The 24654-nt window shown below is 72.3% G+C and carries 28 protein-coding genes; 15 read left to right on the top strand and 13 right to left on the bottom strand.

Translation table 11 applies throughout. The annotated features are described in order from the left end of the window. Positions 1 to 36: 36 nt before the first annotated feature. Positions 37 to 765: an SDR family oxidoreductase gene (locus AB0C19_RS20555; protein ID WP_357187635.1), complete on the bottom strand. Its 729-nt coding sequence runs from the start codon at positions 763 to 765 to the stop codon at positions 37 to 39. 79 nt (positions 766 to 844) lie between these two features. On the opposite strand from AB0C19_RS20555, the gene AB0C19_RS20560 reads away from it, so the two are divergent. The 3 genes from AB0C19_RS20560 (at position 845) to AB0C19_RS20570 (ending at position 2967) form a co-directional block, all read left to right on the top strand. Beyond that, entirely contained in the window at positions 845 to 1678 is an 834-nt protein-coding gene (locus tag AB0C19_RS20560; protein ID WP_357187638.1) for a patatin-like phospholipase family protein, read from the top strand. A gap of 60 nt (positions 1679 to 1738) precedes the next feature. Further along, a complete protein-coding gene (locus AB0C19_RS20565; RefSeq protein WP_357187641.1) occupies positions 1739 to 2200 on the top strand; it encodes a peroxiredoxin in 462 nt (153 codons plus the stop codon). An 83-nt stretch (positions 2201 to 2283) separates the two neighbouring features. Further along, positions 2284 to 2967 carry a hypothetical protein gene (locus tag AB0C19_RS20570; RefSeq protein WP_357187644.1) on the top strand — a complete coding sequence of 228 codons (684 nt, stop codon included), beginning with the start codon at positions 2284 to 2286 and terminating at the stop codon, positions 2965 to 2967. A 6-nt stretch (positions 2968 to 2973) separates the two neighbouring features. Here AB0C19_RS20570 and AB0C19_RS20575 read toward each other — a convergent pair whose 3' ends face one another. Next, positions 2974 to 3426: a MarR family transcriptional regulator gene (locus tag AB0C19_RS20575; RefSeq protein ID WP_357187647.1), complete on the bottom strand. Its 453-nt coding sequence runs from the start codon at positions 3424 to 3426 to the stop codon at positions 2974 to 2976. A 96-nt stretch (positions 3427 to 3522) separates the two neighbouring features. Here AB0C19_RS20575 and AB0C19_RS20580 point away from each other — a divergent pair, with 96 nt between their 5' ends. Beyond that, positions 3523 to 3975 carry a MarR family winged helix-turn-helix transcriptional regulator gene (locus tag AB0C19_RS20580; RefSeq protein ID WP_357187650.1) on the top strand — a complete coding sequence of 151 codons (453 nt, stop codon included), beginning with the start codon at positions 3523 to 3525 and terminating at the stop codon, positions 3973 to 3975. A 103-nt stretch (positions 3976 to 4078) separates the two neighbouring features. Here the strand turns inward: AB0C19_RS20580 and AB0C19_RS20585 are convergent, their stop codons facing one another. The 5 genes from AB0C19_RS20585 to AB0C19_RS20605 form a co-directional block, all read right to left on the bottom strand. Next, a complete protein-coding gene (locus tag AB0C19_RS20585) occupies positions 4079 to 5011 on the bottom strand; it encodes a CU044_5270 family protein (protein WP_357187653.1) in 933 nt (310 codons plus the stop codon). Next, on the bottom strand, positions 5008 to 5592 hold the full coding sequence (locus tag AB0C19_RS20590) for an RNA polymerase sigma factor (protein ID WP_357187655.1): 585 nt from the start codon (positions 5590 to 5592) through the stop codon (positions 5008 to 5010). The genes AB0C19_RS20585 and AB0C19_RS20590 overlap by 4 nt, the downstream gene beginning before the upstream one ends. A 64-nt stretch (positions 5593 to 5656) precedes the next feature. Next, positions 5657 to 6850, bottom strand: a complete 1194-nt coding sequence (locus tag AB0C19_RS20595; protein ID WP_357187657.1) for a GNAT family N-acetyltransferase — start codon at positions 6848 to 6850, stop codon at positions 5657 to 5659. 157 nt (positions 6851 to 7007) lie between these two features. Beyond that, the gene (gene cydB / locus AB0C19_RS20600; RefSeq protein ID WP_357187659.1) at positions 7008 to 8006 is read right to left on the bottom strand and encodes a cytochrome d ubiquinol oxidase subunit II; all 999 of its coding nucleotides are present in this window, start codon (positions 8004 to 8006) and stop codon (positions 7008 to 7010) included. Positions 8007 to 8020: 14 nt separating this feature from the next. Further along, a complete protein-coding gene (locus tag AB0C19_RS20605; RefSeq protein ID WP_357187853.1) occupies positions 8021 to 9433 on the bottom strand; it encodes a cytochrome ubiquinol oxidase subunit I in 1413 nt (470 codons plus the stop codon). 152 nt (positions 9434 to 9585) lie between these two features. On the opposite strand from AB0C19_RS20605, the gene AB0C19_RS20610 reads away from it, so the two are divergent. The 7 genes from AB0C19_RS20610 to AB0C19_RS20640 all read left to right on the top strand — a co-directional run bounded on the left by AB0C19_RS20610 (position 9586) and on the right by AB0C19_RS20640 (position 15768). Beyond that, on the top strand, positions 9586 to 10359 hold the full coding sequence (locus tag AB0C19_RS20610) for a lysophospholipid acyltransferase family protein (RefSeq protein ID WP_357187661.1): 774 nt from the start codon (positions 9586 to 9588) through the stop codon (positions 10357 to 10359). Between the two features lie 56 nt (positions 10360 to 10415). Continuing rightward, entirely contained in the window at positions 10416 to 10991 is a 576-nt protein-coding gene (locus tag AB0C19_RS20615; RefSeq protein WP_357187663.1) for a TetR/AcrR family transcriptional regulator, read from the top strand. Positions 10992 to 11039: 48 nt separating this feature from the next. Further along, positions 11040 to 11999 (top strand): SDR family NAD(P)-dependent oxidoreductase, encoded by a 960-nt coding sequence (locus AB0C19_RS20620; RefSeq protein ID WP_357187665.1) that lies wholly within the window; start codon positions 11040 to 11042, stop codon positions 11997 to 11999. A 59-nt stretch (positions 12000 to 12058) separates the two neighbouring features. Continuing rightward, positions 12059 to 12634: a hypothetical protein gene (locus AB0C19_RS20625; RefSeq protein WP_357187667.1), complete on the top strand. Its 576-nt coding sequence runs from the start codon at positions 12059 to 12061 to the stop codon at positions 12632 to 12634. Positions 12635 to 12813: 179 nt separating this feature from the next. After that, positions 12814 to 13581, top strand: coding sequence for a glycerophosphodiester phosphodiesterase (locus AB0C19_RS20630; protein ID WP_357187669.1), 768 nt, complete (start codon positions 12814 to 12816; stop codon positions 13579 to 13581). A gap of 19 nt (positions 13582 to 13600) precedes the next feature. Continuing rightward, positions 13601 to 14995, top strand: coding sequence for an MFS transporter (locus tag AB0C19_RS20635; RefSeq protein WP_357187670.1), 1395 nt, complete (start codon positions 13601 to 13603; stop codon positions 14993 to 14995). A 164-nt stretch (positions 14996 to 15159) separates the two neighbouring features. Beyond that, the gene (locus tag AB0C19_RS20640; protein ID WP_238688998.1) at positions 15160 to 15768 is read left to right on the top strand and encodes a thymidine kinase; all 609 of its coding nucleotides are present in this window, start codon (positions 15160 to 15162) and stop codon (positions 15766 to 15768) included. Here AB0C19_RS20640 and AB0C19_RS20645 read toward each other — a convergent pair. Genes AB0C19_RS20645 through AB0C19_RS20655 form a run of 3 tightly spaced genes read right to left on the bottom strand, consistent with a single transcriptional unit; the run spans position 15735 to position 18536 of the window. Next, complete coding sequence (locus tag AB0C19_RS20645) at positions 15735 to 16886, bottom strand: low temperature requirement protein A (protein ID WP_357187672.1); 1152 nt, start codon at positions 16884 to 16886, stop codon at positions 15735 to 15737. The genes AB0C19_RS20640 and AB0C19_RS20645 overlap by 34 nt on opposite strands. A gap of 59 nt (positions 16887 to 16945) precedes the next feature. Beyond that, on the bottom strand, positions 16946 to 18139 hold the full coding sequence (locus tag AB0C19_RS20650; RefSeq protein WP_357187674.1) for a low temperature requirement protein A: 1194 nt from the start codon (positions 18137 to 18139) through the stop codon (positions 16946 to 16948). Then, positions 18126 to 18536: a hypothetical protein gene (locus tag AB0C19_RS20655; protein WP_328655304.1), complete on the bottom strand. Its 411-nt coding sequence runs from the start codon at positions 18534 to 18536 to the stop codon at positions 18126 to 18128. Before AB0C19_RS20655 ends, AB0C19_RS20650 begins: the two co-directional genes overlap by 14 nt. A 194-nt stretch (positions 18537 to 18730) precedes the next feature. Between AB0C19_RS20655 and AB0C19_RS20660 the strand changes: the two genes are divergently transcribed. The 4 genes from AB0C19_RS20660 to AB0C19_RS20675 all read left to right on the top strand — a co-directional run bounded on the left by AB0C19_RS20660 (position 18731) and on the right by AB0C19_RS20675 (position 22512). Beyond that, positions 18731 to 20434 (top strand): acyl-CoA dehydrogenase family protein, encoded by a 1704-nt coding sequence (locus AB0C19_RS20660; protein WP_357187676.1) that lies wholly within the window; start codon positions 18731 to 18733, stop codon positions 20432 to 20434. A 31-nt stretch (positions 20435 to 20465) separates the two neighbouring features. Continuing rightward, complete coding sequence (locus tag AB0C19_RS20665; RefSeq protein WP_357187678.1) at positions 20466 to 21638, top strand: PQQ-binding-like beta-propeller repeat protein; 1173 nt, start codon at positions 20466 to 20468, stop codon at positions 21636 to 21638. Positions 21639 to 21700: 62 nt separating this feature from the next. Then, positions 21701 to 22072 carry a VOC family protein gene (locus AB0C19_RS20670; RefSeq protein ID WP_357187680.1) on the top strand — a complete coding sequence of 124 codons (372 nt, stop codon included), beginning with the start codon at positions 21701 to 21703 and terminating at the stop codon, positions 22070 to 22072. 32 nt (positions 22073 to 22104) lie between these two features. Beyond that, complete coding sequence (locus AB0C19_RS20675) at positions 22105 to 22512, top strand: RidA family protein (RefSeq protein WP_203120462.1); 408 nt, start codon at positions 22105 to 22107, stop codon at positions 22510 to 22512. A 29-nt stretch (positions 22513 to 22541) separates the two neighbouring features. Here AB0C19_RS20675 and AB0C19_RS20680 read toward each other — a convergent pair whose 3' ends face one another. From AB0C19_RS20680 to AB0C19_RS20690, 3 genes are all read right to left on the bottom strand, one after another. Then, the gene (locus tag AB0C19_RS20680; protein WP_238685628.1) at positions 22542 to 23540 is read right to left on the bottom strand and encodes a tyrosine-type recombinase/integrase; all 999 of its coding nucleotides are present in this window, start codon (positions 23538 to 23540) and stop codon (positions 22542 to 22544) included. Between the two features lie 71 nt (positions 23541 to 23611). Further along, the gene (locus AB0C19_RS20685) at positions 23612 to 24037 is read right to left on the bottom strand and encodes an Hsp20/alpha crystallin family protein (protein WP_357187856.1); all 426 of its coding nucleotides are present in this window, start codon (positions 24035 to 24037) and stop codon (positions 23612 to 23614) included. Positions 24038 to 24139: 102 nt separating this feature from the next. After that, entirely contained in the window at positions 24140 to 24634 is a 495-nt protein-coding gene (locus AB0C19_RS20690) for a GNAT family N-acetyltransferase (RefSeq protein WP_357187682.1), read from the bottom strand. Positions 24635 to 24654 lie beyond the last annotated feature (20 nt).

Here is a 24654-nt window from a genome sequence, read left to right on the forward strand (position 1 = left end):
AGACGCCCGGCGGTCTCCGACCGGACGGACGCGTGGTCAGAGACCGCCGGAGACGCGCAGCACGGTCCCGGTGGCGTACGAGGCGTCCGGGCCGAGCAGCCAGGCGATGGCGGCGGCGATCTCGTCGGGTTCGCCGGCGCGGCCCAGCGGGATGCGACCGACGGCGGAGTCGGCGCGGTCGGGCACCCCGGAGTCGGCGTGGATGTCGGTGCGCACGATGCCGGGCGCCACGGCGTTGACCCGGATGCCCCTCGGGGCGAGTTCCTTGGCCAGGCCGACGGTGAGGGTGTCGGTGGCGGCCTTCACGGCGGCGTAGTGCACGTACTCCCCCGGGCTGCCGATGGTCGCGGCCGCCGACGAGACGTTGACGATCGCCCCGCCGTCGGTGAGCCGGCGGGCGGCCTGCTGGGCGCAGAGGACGTAGCCGACGAGGTTGACGTCGACGACCCGGCGCAGGTCCTCGACCCGCAACTCGGTGAACGGCCCGATCAGGCTGGTGACGCCGGCGTTGTTGACCAGGCCGGTGAGCGGGCCGAGCTGGGCGGCCGCGTCGAACAGGGCGCGCACCTGCTCAGGGTCGGTGGTGTCGGCGCGTACCGCGATGGCCTGTGCGCCGGCGGCCCGCAGGTCAGCCAGGACGGTGGTGGCGGCGGCCTCGTCGCGGCGGTAGCACAGGGCGACGTGGTGACCGGTGGCGGCGAGCCGGCGGGCGGTGGCCGCGCCGATGCCCCGGCCGCCGCCGGTGATGACGGTGACGGGTGCCATGGTGCCTCCCAGGGTCTGCGCAAGGGCTTTGCCGACGCTACCGTGACCGGCGCGGGTCGGTCGTCGAGAGGAGGGTCACATGCAGCGCGCGTTGGTGCTCGGCGGTGGCGGGGTGACCGGGGTGGCCTGGGAGTGGGGGATGCTGGCCGGGTTGGTCGAGCGGGGCGTGCCGGTCACCGAGGCCGATCTCGTGGTGGGCACGTCGGCGGGTTCGGTGGTCGGCGCGCAGGTGTGCTCCGGGTTGCCCGTCGAGCGTTTCTACAGCAAGCAGTTGGCGCCGCCGTCGAGTGAGCTGGCGGCACGGTTGGGTTTCACGACGCTGGCGCGGTTGATCTGGGCCGGTGGTCGGACCCGGGACGCGGTGCGCTCGCGGGCGCGGATCGGGGCGATGGCGGTGGCGGCCCGTACCCAGTCGGAGGCGTCGCGCCGGGTGGTGATCGAGGCCCTTCTGCCGGAGCAGGAGTGGCCGCAGCGGCGGCTGTTGGTCACGGCGGTGGACGCGTCGTCCGGGGAGTTCGTGGTGTTCGACAGCGACAGCGGGGTGTCCCTGGTCGACGCTGTGGGCGCGAGTTGCGCGGTGCCCGGGGTGTGGCCGCCGGTGACGATCGGCACGCGCCGCTTCGTCGACGGTGGGATGCGCTCGAGCGTGAACGCGGACCTGGCGGCGGACGCGCGGGCGGTGCTGGTGCTCGCGCCGACGTCGGCGGCGTTCGGGCCGATGCCACGGCTGTCGGCGCAGGTGGACGCGTTGCGGGCGGCGGGGTCGCGGGTGGTGGTGCTGACGCCGGACGCGGCGGCGCGCACGGCGATCGGCCGCAACGTGCTGGACCCGGCGCGGCGCGCGAGCGCGGCGCGGGCCGGGCGGGCCCAGGCCGACCTGGTGGCCGACGAGGTGGCGGCGCTCTGGGCGTGATCGCTTACGCTCACCGCGCGGTCGATCAGACGACGGTCGATCGGACAATGGAGGTGCGCGGTGGCGGGTGTGGGTGTCGGCGACGTGGTACAGGATTTCGAGCTGCCGGATGAGACGGGCACGCCGCGGCGGCTGTCGGAGTTCCTCGCGGCCGGGCCGGTGGTGTTGTTCTTCTACCCGGCGGCGATGACCCGGGGGTGCACGGCGGAGAGCTGCCACTTCCGCGACCTCGCTGCGGAGTTCACGGCGCTGGGCGCGACGCGGGTGGGCATCAGCCGCGACCCGGTGGCGAAGCAGGCCGAGTTCTCGAAGCTGCACGGCTTCGACTATCCGCTGCTGTCGGACGCCGACGGCGCGGTGGCGCAGCAGTTCGGCGTCAAGCGGCGGGTGCCGTTGGGGCCGTTGAGCATGAAGCGCATGACGTTCGTCATCGGCGCCGACCAGCGGGTCGTCGAGGTGATCCACAGCGAGGTCAGCATGAACGAGCACGCGGACCGGGCGCTGCGCGCGCTGGGCGGCTGAGCGGGCGTGAGCCCCGTGCGGCGGGTGTCGCAGTCGGCTGGTATCAAGACAGCAATCAAACAGGTGTACGGAAGAGGGTTGTGATGGATGCCGGCCAGGGTTTGTCCACTAGCGAGGTGCAGAGCATCCGGGAGTCGTTGGCCGCCGGGCGCAAGCCGCGGGTGGTGTTCACCGCTGCGGCGGGGCAGATCGCCGGTCAGGTCGGTCAGGTGATCGAGCTGACCGACCCGGAGGTGTCCGACGAGTTCGTGGTGGTGCGCTTCGGTCGCGACGAGTTGCCGTTCTCCCCCGCCGACCTGGCCGTGGCGCCCAAGGGCGTGACTCGTCGGGTGGTGGAGCCGAAGCCGGAGCCCGAGCCCGAGCCGCCAGCGGCGGCCGCACCGGAGTTCGTGTTGGACACGCCGCGGGTGCCCGCGCAGCGACAGGAGGAGCCGAAGGTGGAGCAGACGGAGAAGCCGCCGGCGCGGCGGGCGGTCAAGGCCGTCAAGCCGAAGGGCCCCGCGGGTCTCACAGTGACCTTGGCGTACGCCGACGGTGAGTGGACCGTCGCCGCGCAGCAGGGCAGCAAGGCACTGGCGAAGCCGTACGTGGTGAAGCCGGCGGAGGCGTTGAAGATGGTGGCCCTGGTCGACGTGCCGGGGGTGCAGGAGGCGGTGGAGCAGATCCTCGGCACCGAGCGGGCCGAGGCGGAGCAGCAGGCCGAGAAGCTGCGCGCCGAGTTGGCCGAGATCGAGGCCCGGCTGGCGGAGCTGCGCGAGGCCCGCTGAGGCGGGTCAGTGCCGGCTGTGGTGGTGCAGCAGTCGGGTAAGTAGTCGCGTCAACTGCTCGCGCTCGGCGGCGGACAGCGGGGCGAGCAGGTCGGCTTGGACGCGCTCGAGGGTCACTCCCATCCGGCGGGCCTCGTCGGCGCCGGCGTCGGTGGCGCTGATGACGTTGCGGCGGCGATCGGCCGGGTCGGGGGCACGCACCACGAGCCCTCGGCCGGCCAGGTCGTTGATGGCGGCCACCACGTCGCTGCGGTCGATGCCGCAGCGCCGGCCGAGGTCGGCCTGGCTCGCGGGCCCGTCCTCGGCCAGGGTGGCGAGCAGCCGGTAGTGGTAGCCGCGTAGGTCGTGCGCGGCGAAGCCCTCGCTGAGCAGGCGGGCGGCGTGTCCGGCGGTCTGGTTGAGCAGCCAGCTCGGGGTGGTGCTGAGCCCGGCGGGTGACTGCCGGGCCGCGTTGTCCATGCGGCGCAGCCTAGCAGTAATCGTTGGCGCGACCCACGATCGGTGTTACGTTGGTGCAACCAACGTTGGACGCGCCAACGTATCGAAGGAGGCGTCATGTCCACCATCCCCGCCCTCAACGGCCAGGTCATCGGCCACGCCCACTACGCCACCCGGGCCCTGCTCGAACGGGCCATCAGCCCCCTCGGCGTCACGTTCGACCAGGTGGTCGCGCTGCACGTCCTCGCCCAGGGCCCGGTCGAACGCGCACACCTCACGCACCGGGTCACCAGCACACTCAAGATCGACGAGTCGGCCGTGCGCCAGGTGGTCGACCAACTCGTCGACGCCGACCTCGCGCAGGTCGACGGCGCGGCCGGCGGCGACGAGCCACGGCTGGCGCTCACCGACACCGGTCGCGCCGTGCAGCGCGGCGTCGTCGCCGCCGTCGCCGACCTCAGCGCCCGGCTGTACGCGCAGATCCCCACCGACGAGGCCAGCACGGCAGCGCGGGTGCTCACCATCGTCACCCAACGCGCGAACGCCGAGCTGGCGGCGATCCCGGCCTGACCGCGCCAAGGCCCGTGGTGGCGGTGATCCCGGCCTGACCGGACACCGCGACCGAGCGACCGGCGCCCAGGACGCTGAGCCTGGGGCCGGCCGCCCGGACCACCTACCGCGCCGGGCGCTGCCCGAGCTCCGACACCACGGCCCGTTGCAGCACCGCGGTCGTGCCCAGCACCGTCCCGGCCGGCCCGTCGACGGTGTCCGCCACGAGATAGCTGCGCTCACCGAGGTAGTCGAAGGTCCGCTCATCGAAGATCCACTCGTCGCGGCGGCTCCGCTCGGTGTGCGCGACGGCTATCCCCCGCCGCCCAGCCGCGTCGGCGACCCCGCGCACCACCTCGACCCCGGGGATCTTCGCCGCGGCCCGGTAGAGCGCGGCGCTCGTGACCGGCGGCACCAACGACTCGCGCAGAATGTCGCCGATCGCGGTGAACGCCGCGCCGTCGCGGCTGTTGCCCCGGCCCCGCTGCTGGCGTTCCCCGTACAGCTTCGCCAGCAGGGCGTCCGGGTCCTCGGGCAGGTCGACCAGCGCCGCGTTCGGCGTCACGTCCGTGAGCGTCTCGCGCTGCGGGACCACACCGATGATCGGCGCGTGGAAGAACGGCTGCTGCAACAGGCCGTCACCCCGCTCGTTCCGGGGGATCCAGATCTCCCGCTCGTGCACCGGCCGTAGCCGCGCCGGGCCGTCACCGAGCTCGGCGAAGGCACCCCGGCTCCTGATGTAGACGTACCCGCCCGCGCCGGAGGGTGGTCCCGGCTTGTCGCTGGCCACCGCGGCCATCCGGTTCAGCAGCAGTGACGCCCCGACGCGTTCCCCCTGCTCGACCGGGACGATCAGTGGCGCGCTGTCCGCCGACCACGGCTGGGCGATCATCCCGGCCGCGACCGCGACGGTCAGCACGCCCGCCACGGGCGCGAGCACCCGCATCCGTCGTGGCCGCCGCGACGGCCGCCGGATCTCGGTCAGCAGATGATGCCGCAGTACCTGTCGGCGCATCGCCGGCAGGGCCGGCACGGGCGCGGCGGTCGGCTCTGTCATCGGTACTCTCCCTGCTCGACGGGGGTCATCCGGATGCCGGCCAGCTCCTGCTGTGCCAGCGCTCGCAACCGGGCCCGGGCCCGCGACAGCCGGGAGCGCACGGTCCCGACGGGTACGCCCAGCGCCTCGGCCGCCGCCGCGTAGTCCAGTTGCGACCACACGCAGAGCAGGAACACCTCCCGGTCGGCGCGGCGCAACGCCCGCAGTCCCGCCATGGCGGCGGCCACCTGGTCGGCGTCGTGCATCCGGTCGACCACCGCGTCGGCAAAGTCCGGGACGGTGTCGCGTACCGGCAGCCGCCGCAACGCCTCCCGGTGCCGGCGCGCTGCCCGCCGGCGATTGCGCAGCACGTTTGTCGCGATCCCGAGCAGCCACGGCCGCAGGCTGTCCCCATCCGGACGCAGGGATTCGCGGATCCGCCACGCTTCGAGGAAGGTCAGCGACACCACGTCCTCGGCGTGCGCCGGATCGCTTCCGCTCCACAGCGCATGTCGATGAACCGCGTCGGCGTGCTCGTCGAAGAGCTCACCCAACGCATCGGAGTCTCCGGCCCGGATCCGGGCGCGCATCTCGGCTGTCACACCTGTATCTGTCCGCTGCCGCCGCTGAGTTCCCACTTCGGAGGCGGAAACCGTCGGCCGCCGGTCAGAAGTAGTCGAGCAACTGCGCGGGGCCGCCGGAGGCCAGGAGGTCGAGCGCGGCCGGGTCGACGCCCGGGCTGTGGTGCAGCAGCCCGGCCTGCGCGACCGAGCGGGCGGGCGCGGCCCCGGCGTAGAGCAGGGCGAAACCGCGCACGTCCAGCCGCAGCTCGGCCTCGCCGTCGACGCGGGTCAGCTCGGCGGCGCCGTCGGCGACAGCCAACCGCCAGGTGCCGGAGTTCCAGTCGGCGAGCGGGTCGGTGAGGCCGAAGTCGACGGCGCCCCGGGCGTGCGCCGGCCACCCCCGCGCGCTCACCGCGCGGGCGACGTCGACCGGTCGGTGCATCCACAGGTCCCGCTCGTGGTCACGGGCCGACTCCAACGGCAGGTGAGGGCTGACCGCGTCCCCGTCGAGCGGGCACAGCCGCAGGGTCGGCGCGACACTGGCCCAACTGCCGAGCACCCCGACGAGTTCCCGGGCGGCCTCGGCGGTGACGGCCAGCGCCTCGTCGACGGTGAGCACGGAATCTGCGCCGTAGCCTCGGCCCCTCTGCCAGGTGGCGTAGCCGACCAGGTCGCCGTCGCGCTCGACGAGGGTGAGACCGTCGCCGGGCAGACCCCGGTCGGCGGCGAAGAAGTCGTACAGCTCACCCCGGCGGGTCAGCATGCCGTTGCGGTGCCGGGTGACCCGCTCGTACAGGCCGGCGACGGCAGGCAGGTCGGCGGGCGTACCGGCCCGGACGGTGAGGTGCGACGCGGGCCGGTGTCGGGGCAGCGCGGCGGTGGCCAGGTCGACGGTACGCAGCACACCGGCGGCCTCCCACCCGCAGGCCCGGTACGGGGCGGCGACTGTCGGGTAGAGCGCGCTGACCGCCGCCCCGCGCTCGCGTGCGCCCCTCAGCAGGGCGGTGAGCATGGCGCGGGCCACGCCCCGACCACGGGCCTCGGGAGCGACAGCCACCCCGGCCACGTCGGCTGCCGACACCGCTCGGCCCGACCACCACTGGTCGTGATGCAGGTCGACGGCCTTGCCCACGAGCCGACCGGCCTCGTCGAACGCGCCGTAGCGGGTCAGGCCGGCGGGCGTGGCGGTGGCCTGCGCGGGCCGCTGCGGGTCGGAGCCGAACGCGAACCGGCCCAGCTCCCAGGCGGCGTCGAGGTCGTCGGCGGTGAGTTCACGAACGTGCACGGTGGCAGGCATCGGCACACCGTAGCGAGACGGCCGCGCACCTAAGGCCGATTTACTCGCGGCATGATCAACTAGTCGCGATCTTGCAGTTCCTGTCGCGGCATACGGGGCATCCCACGCATCACGGCGACCGAAACTGCAAGATCGGCGCAGACCAGGGCCCTCTCGGTCAGTGCTGCGGGATGTTGGCCACGCCGATGCGCTTGCGGAACACCCAGTACGTCCACCCCTGGTAGGCCAGCACCACCGGCGTGAAGATCACCGCCACCCAGGTCATGATCTTCAGGGTGTACGGGGTGGACGCGGCGTTGGTGGCCGTCAGCGTGCCGGCCGCGTCCAGGGTGGAGGGCAGCACGTTCGGGAACAGCGCCGCGAACAGGGTCGCCACCGCCAGACCGATCGCCACTGCGGTGCCGGTGAACGCCCAGCCCTCCCGGCGTACCCGGGCGGCGGCCAGGGCACCGAGCAGGGCGAGGGCCGCGCCGACGGCGAGCACGACGGCGGCCGCGCTGGAGCGGATGCTCAACGTCCAGGTCAGGAACCCGACCGAGAGCACTGCGGCGCCCACACCCAGGCGCACCGCGAGGGCGCCCGCGCGCTCGCGGATGTCGCCGGTGGTCTTCAGGGCGAGGAACACCGCGCCGTGGGTGAGGAACAGCGCGAGGGTGGTCGCGCCGCCCAGCAGGGCGTACGGGTTGAGCAGGTTCAACAGGCCGCCGACGTACTCGTGGTCGGCGTCCAGCGGCACGCCGCGCAGGATGTTGGCGAAGGCGACGCCCCACAGGATCGCCGGCAGCAGCGAGCCGACCACGATCGCCGCGTCCCACCGGCGCTTCCAGGACGCCTCGGGGCGCTTGTGCCGGTACTCGAAGGCGACCCCCCGGGCGATCAGGGCCAGCAGGATCAGCAGCAGCGGCAGGTAGAAGCCGGAGAAGAGGGTGGCGTACCACTCGGGGAACGCGGCGAACATGGCGCCACCGGCGGTGATCAGCCACACCTCGTTGCCGTCCCAGACCGGGCCGATGGTGTTGATCAGGACGCGGCGTTCCCGGTCGTCACGGCCGAGCACGGGCAGCAGCATGCCGACGCCGAAGTCGAAGCCCTCCAGGATGAAGTACCCGGTGAACAGCACGGCGACGAGGAGAAACCAGATGGTGGTCAGTTCCACGATGGGCTCCGGGATCAGTAGGCGAAGGCGAGCGGGCGCTCGGCGTCGTCGGTGTCGTCGGTGGGGGGTTGCTCGCTGACGTCCGGCACGCCGGCCTTGGCGTAGCGCAGCAGCAGCTTGACCTCGATCACGGCGAGGGTGGCGTAGATCAGCGTGAAGGCGGTGAACGAGGTGAGCACCTCGGCCAGCGAGACGCTGCGGGACACCCCGTTGCGGGTGAGCATCTCGCCGAAGACGATCCACGGCTGGCGACCCATCTCGGTGAAGATCCAGCCGAAGGAGTTGGCCAGCAACGGCAGCACCGGCATGGCCAGCCCGGCGCGCAGCAGCCACTTGCTGCTCGGGGTGCGGCCCTTGCGCTGACTCCAGAGCACCAGCAGGGCGATCGCGCCGGCTGCCATCCCGAAGGCGATCATGAAGCGGAAGCTCCAGTAGGTGACCGGGATGATCGGGGTGTAGCTGCCCGCGCCGTACTGCGTGGCGTACTGGGCCTGGAGGTCGTTGATGCCGTGCACTGTGCCGTTCGGGTCGCCGGTGCCCAGGTACGACAGCAGGTACGGGATCTTGATGGCGAACACCTCGCGGCTGCCGTCCAGGCTGCCGATGGTCAGCACGGAGAACGAGGCGGGGCTCTCGGTGGTGTAGAGGCCCTCGGCGGCGGCCATCTTCATCGGCTGCACGTCCGTCATGATCTTGCCCTGGATGTCGCCGGTGAACAGCACGGCCGCGGAGGCGACCAGGACCACCCAGGAGCCGAACTTGGTGGCGAAGCGGTACGCGCCGGTGTCGACGGAGTCGCGGTTGCGGATGACGTGCCACAGGCCGACCGCGACGATGAGCGACCCGGCGACCAGGAACGAGCCGGCAAGGGTGTGCGGGAAGGTGATCAGGGCGACCTTGTTGGTCAGTACGGCCGGGAAGTCGGTCAGCTCGGCGCGCCCGCTGTCGGGGTTGATCCGATAGCCGACCGGGTTCTGCATGAACGAGTTCGCCGCGAGGATGAAGTACGCGCTGAGGTTGGTGCCGATCGCGGCGGCCCAGATGCTGGCCAGGTGCGCCCGCTTGGGCAGTCGGTCCCAGCCGAAGATCCACAGGCCGATGAAGGTGGATTCGAGGAAGAACGCGACGAGCGCCTCGATGGCCAGGGGCGCGCCGAAGACGTCGCCGACGAAGCGGGAGTAGTCGCTCCAGTTCATGCCGAACTGGAACTCCTGCACGATGCCGGTGACCACGCCCATGGCAAAGTTGATCAGGAACAGCTTGCCGTAGAACTTGGTGAGCTTGAGGTAGCGCTCGTTGCCGGTGCGGTGCCACATCGTCTGCAGGATGGCCACCAGCACGGAGAGGCCGATGGTCAGCGGTACGAAGAGAAAGTGGTAGACGGTGGTGACACCGAACTGCCAGCGGGCAACGTCCAACGCGTCCACCTGAAAACCCCCAGCCATCCGTACTACGAGACGTAGTAAATACTACTGCTCGTCGTAGAAGGGTGGGCGGCCCGCGCCCTCCCGGGACCAATGACCCTGATCACCCGACCCGCCCCCGCGGCCCCGCCGGCGCGTGCGACGATGGCGCGCTGATGGACACCGCACACACCACCTGGCAGCCGCCGCTGATCTGGCGCGCCGCCCTGCTGCTGGCCCGGGGCCTGGTCGGCCTGCTCGCCCGCCTCGAGGTCACCGGCGACGTCCCGGCGCACCTGCGTCGCGGCCCGCTGGTGCTGGCCGCCAACCACATCAGCCCGTTCGACCCGGTGGTCATGGCCGCCGCCTGCCAGACCCGTGGCGTCGCCCCGCGGATCATGGCGACCGCCGGACTGTTCCGCGTCCCGGTGTTCGGCGCCGCCATGCGCCACGCCGGGCACATTCGGGTCGACCGGGGCACCAGCGCCGTGCACCGGGCCCTCGACGACGCCGCCACTGCCGTCGCGCGCGGTTCGGTGATCCTCATCTACCCCGAGGGGCGCATCGGCCTGGACCCCGGCCTGTGGCCCGAACGCGGCAAGACGGGCGCCGCCCGCCTCGCCCTGGCCTGCGGCGCCCCGGTTGTCCCGGTTGCCCAGTGGGGCTCGCACGAGGTGCTGCCGTATCAGGCGCCCCGCGGAATGCTGCGGGGCATAGCCCGTTCGCTGTGGCGTCGACCGGTGATCCGGGTGCACTTCGGCACCCCTGTCGACCTGGGCGAGACGGCCGCGGCCAACCCCGGTGCGGCCCGCCGCGCCACCGACCGGATCATCGACGCGCTCACCGACACCCTCGCCCCGCTGCGCCCCGACGAGCCGGACCTGCCCCGCCACGTCGACCCGGGCCGCCCGAGCGACCTCACCCGGCTCCACCGCCGCCGCTCGGCCTGACGCCCGCCCACTGGACGCGTTAGACAAGTTTCGAAAAGTCGTCTAATCTGTCAAACGTGAGCACAGCAGAGGCGGTTGTCGAGGACCCGAAGCGCGCCGCCGTCCTGGCGGCGGCGGTCGCGGTGTTCGGGCGCTACGGCTTCCAGAAGACGTCGATGGAGGCGGTCGCCAAGGCGGCGGGCATCTCCCGGCCGGGCCTGTACCTGATGTTCCCCAACAAGGAGCAGCTGTACCGCGCCACCATGCAGGGCGTCATGGAACGCGCCCAGCACGCCATGGAAACCTGCCTCGCCGACCAGTCGACGAGCTTCGACGAGCGGGTCGTGGCCGGGTTGGACGCCCTGATGGGCTCGTACATCGACACCCAGATGGCCCGTGACCTCAACGACCTGCTGGAGAACAGCGAGCCACAGCTGGGCTCGATGTTCCACGACTACCAGGTGCGGGCTCAAGCGGCACTGCGAGCCCACATCGAGGCCGTCGCCCCGGCCGGTCTGCTCGACGAGGGGCGGACCGCTGACGACGTCATGGACCTGCTCTTCTCCGCAGCGCTCACCTGGAAGTCGACCTCGACCTCCAGGGGCGAGTTCCGCGACCGGCTGCGCCGGTCTCTGCGGCTGCTCCACCGCTGACACACCCCGCACTGAAACGCCATGATCTTGCACCCTTGGAGGCCCGAAATGTCACGAATCATCACGCCGTACTCGGCCCAGTCGACCGCCGCTGAGGTGATCGACGGCGTCGACCTCACCGGCCGGCGGGCCATCGTCACCGGCGGGGCGTCCGGGATCGGCCTGGAGACCGCCCGGGCGCTGGCCAACGCCGGCGCCGAGGTGACGTTGGCCGTACGCGACACCGCCGCCGGTGAGCGCGCCGCCGCCGACATCACGGCCGGCGGGGCATCCGGCAAGGTCCGGGTCGACCACCTCGACCTGGCCGACCGCGCCTCCATCGACGCCTTCGTGGCCGGCTGGACAGGCCCGCTGCACATCCTGGTGAACAACGCCGGCATCATGGCCGTGCCCGAGCTGACCAGGACGGCCGACGGCTGGGAGGCGCAGTTCGCCATCAACCACCTCGGTCACGCCGCACTGACCCTGGGTCTGCGCGACGCACTGGCCGCCGCGCGGGGCGCCCGCATCGTCGTCGTCAGCTCGTCGGCCCACCAGCAGTCCCCGGTCGTCTTCGACGACATCCACTTCACCGCCCGGCCCTACGAGGCATGGTCGGCGTACGGCCAGTCGAAGACCGCCGCCATCCTGTTCACTGTCGCCCTGGCCAAGAAGTGGGCCGCCGACGGCATCACCGCCAATGCCCTGCACCCCGGCGGCATCATGACCAACCTGCAACGGCACCTCGACGACGCGCAGTTGCGCTGGGTCGGCGCGCTCGACGAGCAGGGCAACCGCCTGGAGGTGCCGCCGGGCTGGAAGACCCCCCAGCAGGGCGCGGCCACCTCGGTCCTGCTGGCCGCCAGCCCCGAGGTCGAGGGTGTGACCGGCCGCTATTTCGAGGACGGCAACGAGGCCCCGCTCATCGCCGAGCGGTCCGACGACAGGAGCGGCGTGCTCCCGTACGCCCTCGATGACAGAAACGCCGACGTCCTCTGGGACGAGACGCTCCGGCTCCTGGGGCGCTGACCGGTTCGGCTCAGGTGCCCGGGCACCTGAGCCGAACCGGCGACGGGGACAATGATCACGTGTCGCGCCGTAGTCTCGTCCTCGCCGCATTGGTACTCGTCGTCGTCGGCGGGATCGGCTACGCCGGTCTGCGGATCGAGTACCACCACGCCAAGGACCAGCGGGACCTCGCCGACCTGACGCGGTCGTCACCGTGGTCTCGAGATCAGCTGCTGATCCCCGACGACGTGACCCGCTCCGGCGCCGTCGGCTGGCTGGAGCGTGGCGGTCTCGATATCGCCTACCCGCTGCGCACCACCGACGGCCGGGCTGTGCCCGTGCTCTGGCGGTTGCGCGTGCCGCAGGCCGCGAGCGGGCTACCCGACGGCGTCGACTGCGGCTCGCCGCGGCTGCGCACCTGCACCGACCTGGGCGGCGGGAGCACACTGATCGTGACTCACGAGACCGACAACAGCGACCCGTCCATCGCCCTCTACCGCACCGACGGCGCCACGGTACGGGCGATCGAGGTGCAGGGGCCGGACCCGGTCGGCGTCGAGGAGTTGACCGCCGCGCTCACCCACGCCCACCGACCCAGCGACGCCGAACTGCTGGACCTGTTGCGCCACGACGGCTACCAGACCGACTGGAGCTGACCGCACCCGTCCCACCCTCTCGCGATCTTGCACATGCTGTCCCGACATAAGGAACGTTCCACGCGTATCCACGACCGAAACCGCACGATCGGCGCGGTGGGGGTGGCACCCGGTGCCACGGGCCTGATTTTCGCCGGCAGGCCATCCGCGCTCCACCAACCGAGGGCATACTGCGTCGCGTGTTGACCCGATTCGGCTACCTCGACGCGCCCGCGCCGCTGGCGTTCGCCCACCGTGGCGGCGCCGCCGAGGGCGACGAGAACACCACCGAGGCGTTCGCCCGGGCCGTCGGGCTGGGCTACCGGTACGTGGAGACCGACGTGCACGCCACAGCGGACGGCGTAGCGGTGATCTTCCACGACCCGACGCTGCGCAGGGTCACCGGCGAGGCGGGACGCATCGCCGACATGAGCTGGGCCGACCTCGCCTCGGTACGCGTGGGCGGCGCTGCCGTCGTACCCCGGCTCGACGAGGTGTTGGGGGCGTGGCCGCAGGTCCGCTTCAACATCGACGTGAAGGCCGACGGCGGCGTCGAGCCGACGGTCGCGACAGTGACCCGGGCCGGCGCCGGCGACCGGGTGCTGCTCGCCTCGTTCAGCGACGCCCGGCTGACCCGGCTGCGCGCGCTCACCGAAGGCCGGGTCGCCACCAGCCTGGGCATGCGCGGTGTCGCCCGGCTGCGACTGGCCTCCCTGCACGGGCGGCCGCTGCGGCTGCCGCCGTCGGTGGTCGCCGCGCAGGTGCCGCCGCGCTACGGGCGGGTGCCGGTGGTCGACCGCCGGTTCCTCGACTACTGCCACCGCATCGGCCTTCAGGTGCACGTCTGGACGATCGACCAACCCGACCAGATGCACGACTTACTGGATCTCGGTGTGGATGGCATCATGACCGATCACGTCGGCGTGCTGCGCGACGTCTACCGCAGCCGCGGCCACTGGGCCGCCTGAACCGTCGAAGGACCCCCGGATGGCCGAGACCGTGACCCCCACGGTGGACGACACCCCGCCCCCGGCGAGCACCCGCCGCGAGCGCAGGGGCTGGTACATCTACGACTGGGCCAACTCCGCGTTCCAGACCACCGTGATCACCGTGTTCCTCGGCCCGTTCCTGACCACCGTCGCCGAGTTGGCGGCCGGCTGCGAACTCGGCGCGGACTCCTGCGACGGCTCCGTCTACCCGCTGGGCATCAAGATCGCCGCCGGGTCCTACTACCCGTACCTGATCTCGCTGTCGGTGTTCCTCACCGTGTTCGTGCTGCCGGTCATCGGGGCGATCGCCGACCGGTCGGCGCACAAGAAGCGGCTACTCGGTGGGGCCGCGTTCACCGGTGCCGGCGCGACGATCCTGATGGCCTTCGTCACCGGCGACCGCTACCTGCTCGGTGGGGCGTTGTTCCTGATCGCGAACATCTCCTTCGGCGCGGCGGTCGTGGTGTACCACTCGTTCCTGCCGCAGCTCGGCGGCCCCGACGAACGCGACGGCATCTCCAGCCGCGGCTGGGCGATCGGCTATCTCGGCGGCGGTCTGCTGCTGGCGCTCAACCTCGTCGCGATCACCCTGCTCGACGAGGGGGACAACCCGCAACGCACCCTGGACCTGGCCCGCTGGTCGATCGTGTCGGCCGGGGTGTGGTGGGCGGTGTTCACGCTGGTGCCGCTGCGCTGGATGCGTGAGCACCCCAGCGCGGCGGCCCTGGCCGGCGGCAATGGCAACGTGGTCACCGACGGGTTCCGGCAGCTCGGCCGCACCATGCGCGAGATCAAGGCGTACCCGTTGACGTTGTTCTTCCTGCTCGCGTTCCTGGTCTACAACGACGGCATCCAGACGGTCATCACCCTGGCCAGCCAGTACGGCACCGAGGAGTTGCGCCTGGAGCAGAGCACCCTGATCATCACGATCCTGCTGGTGCAGTTCCTGGCCTTCGGCGGCGCGCTGAGCCTCGGCGCGCTGGCCCGGCGCATCGGCGCGTGGAAGACCGTGCTGCTCAGCCTGGTGCTCTGGACCGGTGTGATCATCGCCGCGTTCCGGCTGCCCGCCGAGGCGCCGGTGCCGTTCATGATCCTCGGCGCGGGCATCGGCCTGGTCCTCGGCGGCAGCCAGGCGTTGAGCCGGTCGCTGTTCAGCCAGCTCATCCCGGTCGGCAAGGAAGGCGAGTACTACGGCTTCTACGAGATCAGCGACAAGGGCACCAGCTGGCTCGGCCCGCTCGCCTTCGGTCTGGTGTTCCAACTCACCTCCTCCTACCGGGTGGGCCTGGTCTCACTGCTGATCTTCTTCGTGGTCGGCTTCCTACTCCTGGCCGCCGTGCCGATCCGCCGTGCCATCGTCGCCGCCGGCAACACCCCACCCCGAGTGCTCTGAGCACGCGTCCCGCGCGCGACAGATCAGGGGCGGTCGATCGGCTAGGCTGCCCGACCGTGACCGACGACGCCGCCACCGCCCCGACCTGCCTGGCCCACCCGTTCCCCGGCCAGCCACACGCCCCGGCCGGGTGCGCGGCCGCGCGCGGGCTCGACGGGCGTCCGGTGCACGCGGCGGCGTTGAAGTTCTTCTGGGGGCCGATGGACTGCGGCAAGTCGACGATGGCGTTGCAGATGAACTACAACCACGCCCGGCAGGGCCGGCGCGGTCTGGTCACCACCCGCATCGACAGGTCGCTCGGACCGCAGGTCACCACCCGGATCGGCCTGGCCCACGAGGCCATCGAGGTCACCGACGACCTGGACCTGCGGGCCCTGGTGCGCGGCCGGTGGGCCGACGGGGTACGCGTCGACTACCTGATCTGCGACGAGGCGTGCTTCTACACAGTCGAGCACGTCGAGCAGATGGCCGAGCTGGTCGACAGCTACGACGTCGACGTGTTCGCGTTCGGCCTGGCCACCGACTTCCGCTCACGGATGTTCCCCGCCGCGCAGCGCCTGTTCGAGCTGGCCGACGAGGTGGCCCGCATCCAGGTCGAGGTGCTCTGCTGGTGCGGCCGCGAAGGGCTGCTCAACGCCCGAGTCGTCGACGGGCGGGTCGTCCGTGAGGGCGCCCAGGTCGTCATCGGCGACACCGTCGACACCGCCGAGGTGCGCTACCAGGTGCTCTGCCGCCGGCACTACCGCAGCGGCGACCTCGGCCCCCGCGACTGAGCAGCCCGCCGCGCCGACATGCGGTCGGCCACGATCACCCCGACAGTGATCAGCAGCGCAGCCCCGGCGGCCACCGCGATCGGCGCCCGCAACGCCACCGCCGCCGGGGACAGCGTGAGCAGCAGCAGCGTCGCCGCGACCCGGGCGACCACCCCGGCCTCGCCGAGTGCCATCTCGTACGCGGCGTGCCCGGCCAGAAACAACGCGGGACCGCCAAGGACGACCAGCGCGCTCGCCCAGCCGACAGGTTCCCCGGGATCGTGCAGCAGCCGCTCGTCACCGACTGCCGTGACGACGATGCCGCCCACCATCACCGGGTGCAGATAGTTGAACACCAGCCGGGAGAGCCGCCCGGCCCGTTCACCCGCGGCCGCCAACGCCGCCATGCTGGCCTGCGCCCGGTCGAAGTACACCCACCACAGGGCCACCGAACCCGCGAACGCGAGGAGGAACGCGGCGATGGTCACCCGGTCCAACCGCTGCGTCAGCGTCCCACCGGTGATCAGGAGCGACTCCCCCAGCGCGATGAGGATGAACGCCTGACAGCGTTCGGCCAGGTGCCCGCCCTCCACCCGCCAGTGCTCCGGCCTGCTGCGCCCCATCCCGGGCACCGGAAACCCGGTCGCCAGCCCGATCGAGTCGACGACGATCACCGCGATCCAGATCAGCTCCCGGGCCGGGGCGTCCACCAGCCCGCCGACGGCCGCCAGCGCCCCGGTACCGGCGATCCAGACGAAACACTGCCGGAAGCTGTCGCCGAGCCAGGGCTCGCCCCGGATCGCCCACAGGGAGAAGGCCGTGCGACCCACCTGCACCGCCGCGTACGCCAAAGCGAAGAGCAGGCCGTTGTCGCCGAAGGCGGTGGGCAGCGCGGCGGCGAGCAGAAGGCTGCCCAGCGTCACCACCAGCAGCGTGGCCCGCACGGGTGTCCGGTCCGGGTGCAGCCAGTTACCCGCCCACACCGTGTAGATCCAGACCAGCCAGACCAGGCTCAGCAGCACCGCTGTCCGTCCGACGCCCTGCCAGCTGAGGTTCTCGGCCAGGTAGTGCGACAGCTGGATGATCGTGAAGACGTAGACCAGGTCGAAGAAGAGCTCGGTGGAGGTGGTCCGCTCCACGCCACGGCGCGGGCGCAGTAACTGCGGATGACGTGGACCGCGTCCTGGCGACGCGCCGGTCACCGCGCGGCCGCCAGTGACCGGAACCGGTCGGTCAGGATCACGGCGACAGTCACCGCCAACGCCACAGCGGCGCACACCGCGACGGGTGCCTCCAGCAGCACACCGATCGGCATCAGCGCCAGCAGGACCACCACCGCAGTGACCCGGCTGATCGGCAGGGTCCGCCACAACAGCGCCTTGTAGGCGGCGTGCCCGGCCAGGAACAGCGCGGGACCGCCCAGGGTGAGCAGCACGTCGACAGTGGTGGCCGGGGCGCCGGGCTCCCGCAGCAACCGCTCGTCGGCCGCCGACGTGACGACGACACCGGCGACGATCACCGGGTGCAGGAAGTTGAACGCGACCCGGCTCAACGCCCCGGTGCGCGCCCCGGCGTGGGCGATGAACTCCGTGGCGGCCGGGGCCGATCGGGCGAAGTACACCCACCACAGCGCCACCGAACCACCGAACGCCAGCAGGAACGCCCCGGACGTCACCAGGTCCACGTGCGACGTGAGGGTGCTGCCGGTGACCAGGATCGACTCCCCCAGTGCGATCAGGACGAACGCCGCGCACCGTTCGGCCAGGTGCCCACCCTCCACCATCCACCGCTCGGGTCGGCTGCGTCCCCGTCGTGGCAGCGGATAGCCGATCGAGAGGCCGACCACCTCGATCACGATCACCGCCGTCCACACCGCGTCCCGGGCGGCACCGCCGACCAGGCCACCGATGACCACGAGCACCGACGTGCCGGTGATCCACGGCAGCGACTGCTGAAATCCGGCCACCAACCACGGGCTGCCCTGCACCGCCCACAACGCGAACACGGTGCGGCCCACCTGCACGGTGACGTAGACCAGCGCGAAGAGCAGGCCGGTGGAGCCGAACGCCTCCGGGATCGTCGCCGACAGCAGCAGGCTGCCCAGCCCCACCCCGATCAGCATCGTGCGCACCGGCCCCTGGTCCGGTTGCAGCCAGTTGGTCAGCCAGGTGGTGTAGACCCAGACGAGCCACACCAGCGCCAGCAACAGGCCGGTACGCCCCGCGCCCCGCCAGTCCAGGTGCGCGAGCAGGTAGTGCGACAACTGGGTGATGCTGAAGATGAAGACGAGATCGAAGAAGAGTTCCGTCGAGGTGGTCGGCTGCACTCCCTCGCGTGGTCGCAGCAGCTGTGGGCGGACCGGCGGGGCGACCGGGGGCCTAGAAGGGGTCACCGCACACCCGCCAGTTCCCGTCCTCACGGACCACTGGCAGGCGACGTTCCTCGCTGAGCCCGCCGTCGCGGGTCACCTTCACCGTCACCGTGCCGTGCGGTCGTCCGCTGCGGGTGGCGACCGACACGTCGGTGATCTCGTAGTCGGTGACCATCGGTGGTGTCCGCACCCAACTGGTGAAGCCGATCGCGCTCCACCGGCTGCGCGCGTCCTCGCACAGCCGCTCGTACGCCCGGTCGCTGTCGCCGAGGGCCACCTCGCTGAGGAAACCGTCGGCGGTCTCCCGGATCGGGCCGGCGGCCTGCCGGACGGTCTGGAGGTTCCAGGCGCCCAACCCGGCCACCCCCACGCAGCACAGCGCCACACCGAACCCGGCGAACGCCAACCCGGTGCGCATCGGGCGGTGACGCCGGGCCGGTCGGCTCCACGACTGGCCCGCACCCACGACTACCGACCGTAGAGAAGACGGTCACGCTGACGGGCGACAAGCCGGAAACTGGGTGCGCCCGATGGGCGGGTGTGCCCTGTTCGCGGCGGCCCCGCATCGTCTACCGTCGGCGCACACCCCCGAGCAGTGCCAGGAGCCGATCGATGAGCCGCTTCGTGCAGCCGGTACCACCCCCCGTCGACCCGTACGCCGGCGATGGCCTGCTGCGGTCCTGGCTGGAGCGTCACCTCGGCTCGGGCGGGCATGCCGCGGCGAAGGGCCGTCTCGCGGACCTGGCCGCCGACGTCACCGGGCCGCTGCGTGCGGCGCACGCCGACGCGGAGGCGCACCCGCCGACGCTGGTCCGCTACGACCCGTGGGGTGCCCGGATCGACCGGATCGACACCTCCGCCGGTTGGCAGGCGCAACGCGCCGCAGCCGCCCGACACGCCGTGGTGGCGCTGCCCTACCTGCCGGACGCCCGGGGCACCTGGGGTGCCGCCGCGCGGGTCGTGCAGCACGCCCTGCTGCACCTGTACGGGCCGGAGTCGGCGACGTTCTCCTGCCCGGTGGCGATGGCCGACGGGGCGGCGGCGCTGCTCAGCATGCCCGACGTCGACGCCACGGTCCGCGACGCGTGGCTGCCCCGGCTGATCTCCACGGACCCGGCCACGGCGATCACCAGCGGGCAGTGGATGACCGAGTCGCAGGGCGGCTCCGATCTGGGCCGCTCCAGCACGCTCGGCCGACCCGCGGCGGACGGTTCGTGGCGGCTGACCGGGGAAAAGTGGTTCTGCTCCGCCGCCGACGCGGCGATGGCGGTGGCGCTGGCCCGGCCGGAGGGCGCCGGGCGGGGCAGCCGGGTTCTCGCCCCGTTCCTCGTTCCCCGGTACGCGGTCGACTCACCGCTGGCCGACGGCGCGGCGCCGGGCGCACCCGCACCGGGTGTCACTGTGCACCGGCTCAAGGACAAGCTCGGCACCCGGGCGCTTCCCACCGCCGAGATCGGCCTGCGCGACGCGTACGCCCTCCCGTTGGGTGATCCGGCGGTGCCCGGTCTGGTCCGGGCGATGACACTGGTCGTGGTGACCCGGGTGCACAACGCCGCGGCGGCGGCCGGCGGGATGCGACGGGGCCTCGCCTACGCCCGCGCGTACGCCGAGGTGCGGCACGTCGCCGGCGGCCCGCTGGTGTCCTCGCCCCTGCACCGGGCCACCCTGGGCACCCTCGCTGTCGACGCGGCGGGCGCGTTCGCCCTCGCCGGGCACGCCTTCGCCCTGCTCGGCCGGGTCGAGGTCGGCGCCGACCCGGAGGCCGCCGCCGAGCTGCGCATCGTGGCGCCGTTGGCGAAGCTGGCCACCGGCCGGCTCGCCGTCAGCTCCGCCAGTGAGTACGTGGAGAGCTTCGGCGGTGCCGGCTACGTGGAGGACACCGGCGTGCCCCGGCTGCTGCGCGACGCCCAGGTGCTGCCGATCTGGGAGGGCACCACCAATGTGCTGGCAGTGGACGTGCTGCGCGCGCTGGCCCGGGAGGACGCCGGTGCGCCGCTGCTGAGCCGGCTGACCGCCGCCGTCGACCTGGCTCGGCCGCTGTCGCCGGTGCTCGCCGACACCCTGGCCGCCGCCGCTGCGCAGTTGCAGGAGACCATCACAGCGGTGACTTTCGACCCGAACGCGTCGGCGGTGCTCGCGGGCGCCCGTGGTCTGGCGTTGCGCCTGGCGTACGCGCTGACCACCGCGTTGCTCGTCGAGCACGCCGCGTGGGGCGACGAGCAGGCGGAGTTGGCCGCCCGGCTGTGGGCGCGCCGCTGGCTGCGGCACGAGGAGATCGCCGAGGACGCCCACCGCCACCTCGACCTGCTCTGCTGACCGGCCGGCGCGAGCGGACGGGTGGGCGCTCATGTCGGTGCTGATCGAGCTGGGTGACGACCGGGGCGCGCCACTGGAGGAGCCTCGGCCACCGCCGCAGGTGTCCCGCCGGTGGCGGGTGGCGGTGCTGGTGGCGGTCTGTGTCCTACTCGGTGGTGCCGCCCCGGCCGCGCGCCTGACGACTCAGGTCGGGCCGGCGGTGCCCGCTCGGGCGACAGTGTTCGGCGCGGGGTCGCTGCTGCTGGTCGTCGACCCCGAGCCGAACCCGCCGACGCTGAGCGCCTACGACTCGGCCGCCCCGGACGGCCCGCCGCGCTGGCGGGTCACAGTGCCGCCCGCCGCCGGGTGGTCCGCCGAGGTCGCCGGTGACCTGTTGCTGCTTGTCGAGCGCGACCAGGCGCTCGGGGCGCGGGTGACCACCGCGCGGTCGTTGCGTACCGGCCAGCCGGTGTGGCGGCGGCCCGAGCGGGTGTACGCGGCCGGAAACGAGGCGGTCGCGGTGCGCGAGGTGCGCAGCGCCGCCGAACCGGGTCGGCGGGTCGAGGGCACTGTGCACGGCGTCGACCCGGTCACCGGCGCGAACCGGTGGTCGGTCCCGCTGCCCTCCACTGCGGTGCTGCGGGCGCTGCCCGGCCTACCCGGGCGGGTGCTGCTGGTGCAGGACGACGGGTTGGTCCGGCTGCTCGACGCCCGTGACGGCACCGAACGCGGGCGGGGACAGCTTCCGCCGGCCGACTACGGCCCGGACAATCCCCAGGTCGTCGGCGCGCACCTGGTGCTGCGCCACCCCAGCGGCGGCGCGGTGGTGTTGACCGGCTACGACCTACCCGGGCTGGTACGACGCTGGCAGGTGCCGGTGCAGCCGGGTGAGCTGATCCTGCGGCCCTGCCAGGGTCTGCTCTGTGGGCAGGACGAGCAGGGACGCTGGGCGATCGACGCGGGCAGCGGGGCGCGGGTGTGGACGTGGCCGGCCGGGGCGCGCTGGCGCACCGTGGGGGGCCCACGGGGCACCACGGAATCCCTGGTGGTGTTGGGAATGGCGGCGGACGGCAGGCGCTCCCTGGTCGCGACGGTGGGGCGCGACGGTCATCGGGTGTCAGCGGTGCTCCCGGCGGGTGTGACCGACTGCCGCCGGGTCGGCGCCGGGCTGATCTGCCGCGACGGCACGGCCCGCGTGACGTTCTGGCCCCTCGACGCCCCCTGACCTTTACTCGCGGGCCGGTGTCGCGGGCCGGAGTTGTCGGGCCCGGGCGGCATACTGCCGGCGTGACAGCTTCTGCCGACCTCGCGATGGTCAACCTCGACAGTTCCGATCCCCCCGGCCACGCCGCGTTCTACCGCGAGGCGCTGGGCTGGGAGGTCACCCACAGCCAACCGGAGTACGCGATGATCAGCTCCGGTGGTGTCTCCATCGGCTTCGGGCTGGTCGAGGGTTACCGACCGCCCTCCTGGCCCGACCAGACCGGCGACAAGCGCTACCACCTGGATCTTTACGTCGACGACCTGGCGGCGGCGGAGGAGAAGTTCGTCGCCGCGGGCGCGTCGAAGCCGGCATTCCAGCCCGGCGGCGAGCGGTGGGTGGTGCTTCTCGACCCGATCGGGCAGCCGTTCTGCATCTGCCCCCGCCCGCAGAGCTGAGACGGCCCGGCGCAACGACAGAAGGAGTCAGCATGGCGATCACTCTCGTCAATCCGGACGGGTTACCGAAGCCTGACGTCTACCGCCAGTTGTCGATCGCAACCGGGTCCAAGCTGGTCTTCCTCGCCGGTCAGGTGGCTCGCGACGCCGAAGGGCGCAAAGTCGGCGAGGGGGACCTCGCCGCGCAGGTCGAGCAGTGCTATCTCAACATCGGCACCGCCCTGGCCGAGATCGGTGGGTCGTTCGGTGACGTGGCGAAACTGACCATCTACGTCGTCGACTGGTCGCCCGACAAGATGCCCCTGTTGGGCGAAGGCGTCGCTCGGGCGGGTGCGAAGCTGGGAGTTGACCTGGTCAAGCCCATCACGCTGCTGGGTGTCAGCGCGTTGGGCGAGCCTGATCTCCTCGTCGAGGTCGAAGCCACTGCGGTTCTCGACTGACCGACGACCCGACGTCGGGCGTGTAGCACTCAGCCGCGACGACGTGACCGCGCCGCCCACACCGCGTAGGCCGGGTCGCGGTCGAGGTTGTGCCGGTCCCGGTCGTAGCGGCGGGTGGTGCGCGGGTCGGCGTGCCCCATGGCGTCCTGGACGTCCTCCAACGGCACGCCTTCGGAGCGGGCAGTGGTGGCGAAGGCGTGCCGCAGCGAGTGTGGGGACAGTTTCGCCCAGGCCGGGATGCCGGCGGCGCGGGCGAGCCGACGGACCATCCGGAACACCGAGTGCCGGTCCAGTCGGGCGCCGCTGGCGGTGACCAGCAGCGGGCCGGTGAGCTGCGGCACCGGCACGCCGGTGGCGGCGGCCCGCTGGGCCAGGTAGGCGTCCAGGGCGTGCCCGGTGCCGGGGGTGAGGGCGCGGCGACGTTGTTTGCCGCCCTTGCCGATGAAACGCACGCTGCGGTGGCCGCGTTCGGTGCCGAGGTCGGTCAGGTCCAGCGAGATCAGCTCCCCGACCCGCAGACCCAGGTCGGCGAGGAGCGCGAGCGCCGCCCGGTTGCGTACGGCGGTCGCGCCGGTGTCCGCGTCGGCGGCGCTGAGCAGGGCGTCCACCTCTTCGGGGGTGAGCCCGACGGTGGCGGAGTGGTCCCGGTCGACGCGGGGGCGGTCGGCGCCGGAGACCGGGTTGGCCGGCACGGCGCTCAGTTTGACCAGGAAGTCGTACCAACTGGACAGTGCCGAGAGTCGACGCGCGACGGTCGCCGGGGTCAGTGGGCGGCCGCTGCGGGCGCCGACGCTGCTCTCCAGCGCGCGGGCGTACTCGTTGACGTGCAGGAACGTGGCCCGCAGCGGGTCGAGGTCGTGATCGGCGCACCAGCGGAGCCAGCCGGTGACGTCGCGTCGGTAGGCGTCGCGGGTGTGCTCGGACAGCCGCCGGTTGCGCAGCCACGCCTCGGTGACCTCGACCGGCCCGCTCGGCAGCGCCGGTGGCGCGGATGGGCGGGCGAGCACCGGAGCGTCGGAGAACACCATGTGAAAAAGGCTCTCAGCCTTGGGTGGGATCGGCGTGCAGGCGCGCCGGTCCCACCCGTCAGCGTGTCGGATCAGGCGTTGATCTCTCGGCGGGCGCTGCCGTTGGCTTGGATGGTGACCCGGCGGGGCTTGGCACGCTCGGCGACCGGGATGCGCAGCGTCAGCACCCCGTGCTCGTAGCCGGCCTCCAGCTTGTCGGTGTCGAGCGTGTCGCCGAGGAACAGTTGCCGGGTGAAGGTGCCCATCGGGCGTTCGGCGGCGACCAGCTCGACGCCATCGCCGGCGGGCCGGCGACGCTCGGCGCGGACGGTGAGCACGTTGCGCTCGACTGTGCAGTCGATGCTGTCCGGATCGACGCCGGGCAGGTCGAACGCCGCGTAGAAGTGGTCGCCGTCGCGGTAGGCGTCCAGCTGCATCGTCGCGGGACGTGCCGCCGTACCGAAGAACTGCTCGGCGAGCCGGTCGATCTCGCGGAACGGGTCGGTACGCATCAACATGGTCATGCCTCCTCGGTTCTCCTGGCCGAAGGTGATGAGTTGAGCCGGGTCGACTCAACTTCCTCTTCTTATTTAGCGCGTCCGCGCGCCGACGTCAACTGCTCAGCGCAGCCGCTTCTCAAACCAGTGTTCGGCGTAGGGGCCCCGCGAGTACGCCGGGATCTCGGTGTAGCCGTGCCGGGCGTACAGGGCGCGGGCCTCGACCAGGTCGTGCCGGGTGTCGAGCCGGATCCGGTCCGCCCCTGCCGTGCTGGCCTGCTCCTCGACGGCGGCCAGCAGCGCCGCGCCACCACCGGCGCCGCGGTGCTCGGAGCGGATGAACACCCGGGTCAGCTCGGCCCAGCCGGGATGCCAGCGCAGCCCTGCGCAGCCGGCCAGGTCGGGGCCGTGGTGGGCGAGCAGGAGCAGCCCGCTCGGGGCGGTCAGGTCGTCGCTGGGCAGCTCGGCCAGCGCCGCGTCGACCTCGCCGGGCAGGGCCGGGCGGCGGTGATAGCGAACCACCATCTCGGTCATGTACGCGCGCAGCAGCAGCACTGCGTCGGGGTGGTCGGGCCGGCTGGTGCTGGTCGTCCAGGCAGACCGGGCGGTGATGGTCACCTGTTGATCATCACCGCCCG

It is taken from the genome of Micromonospora sp. NPDC048842 (assembly GCF_040649935.1).
In the GTDB taxonomy this organism is placed as follows: domain Bacteria; phylum Actinomycetota; class Actinomycetes; order Mycobacteriales; family Micromonosporaceae; genus Micromonospora; species Micromonospora hortensis.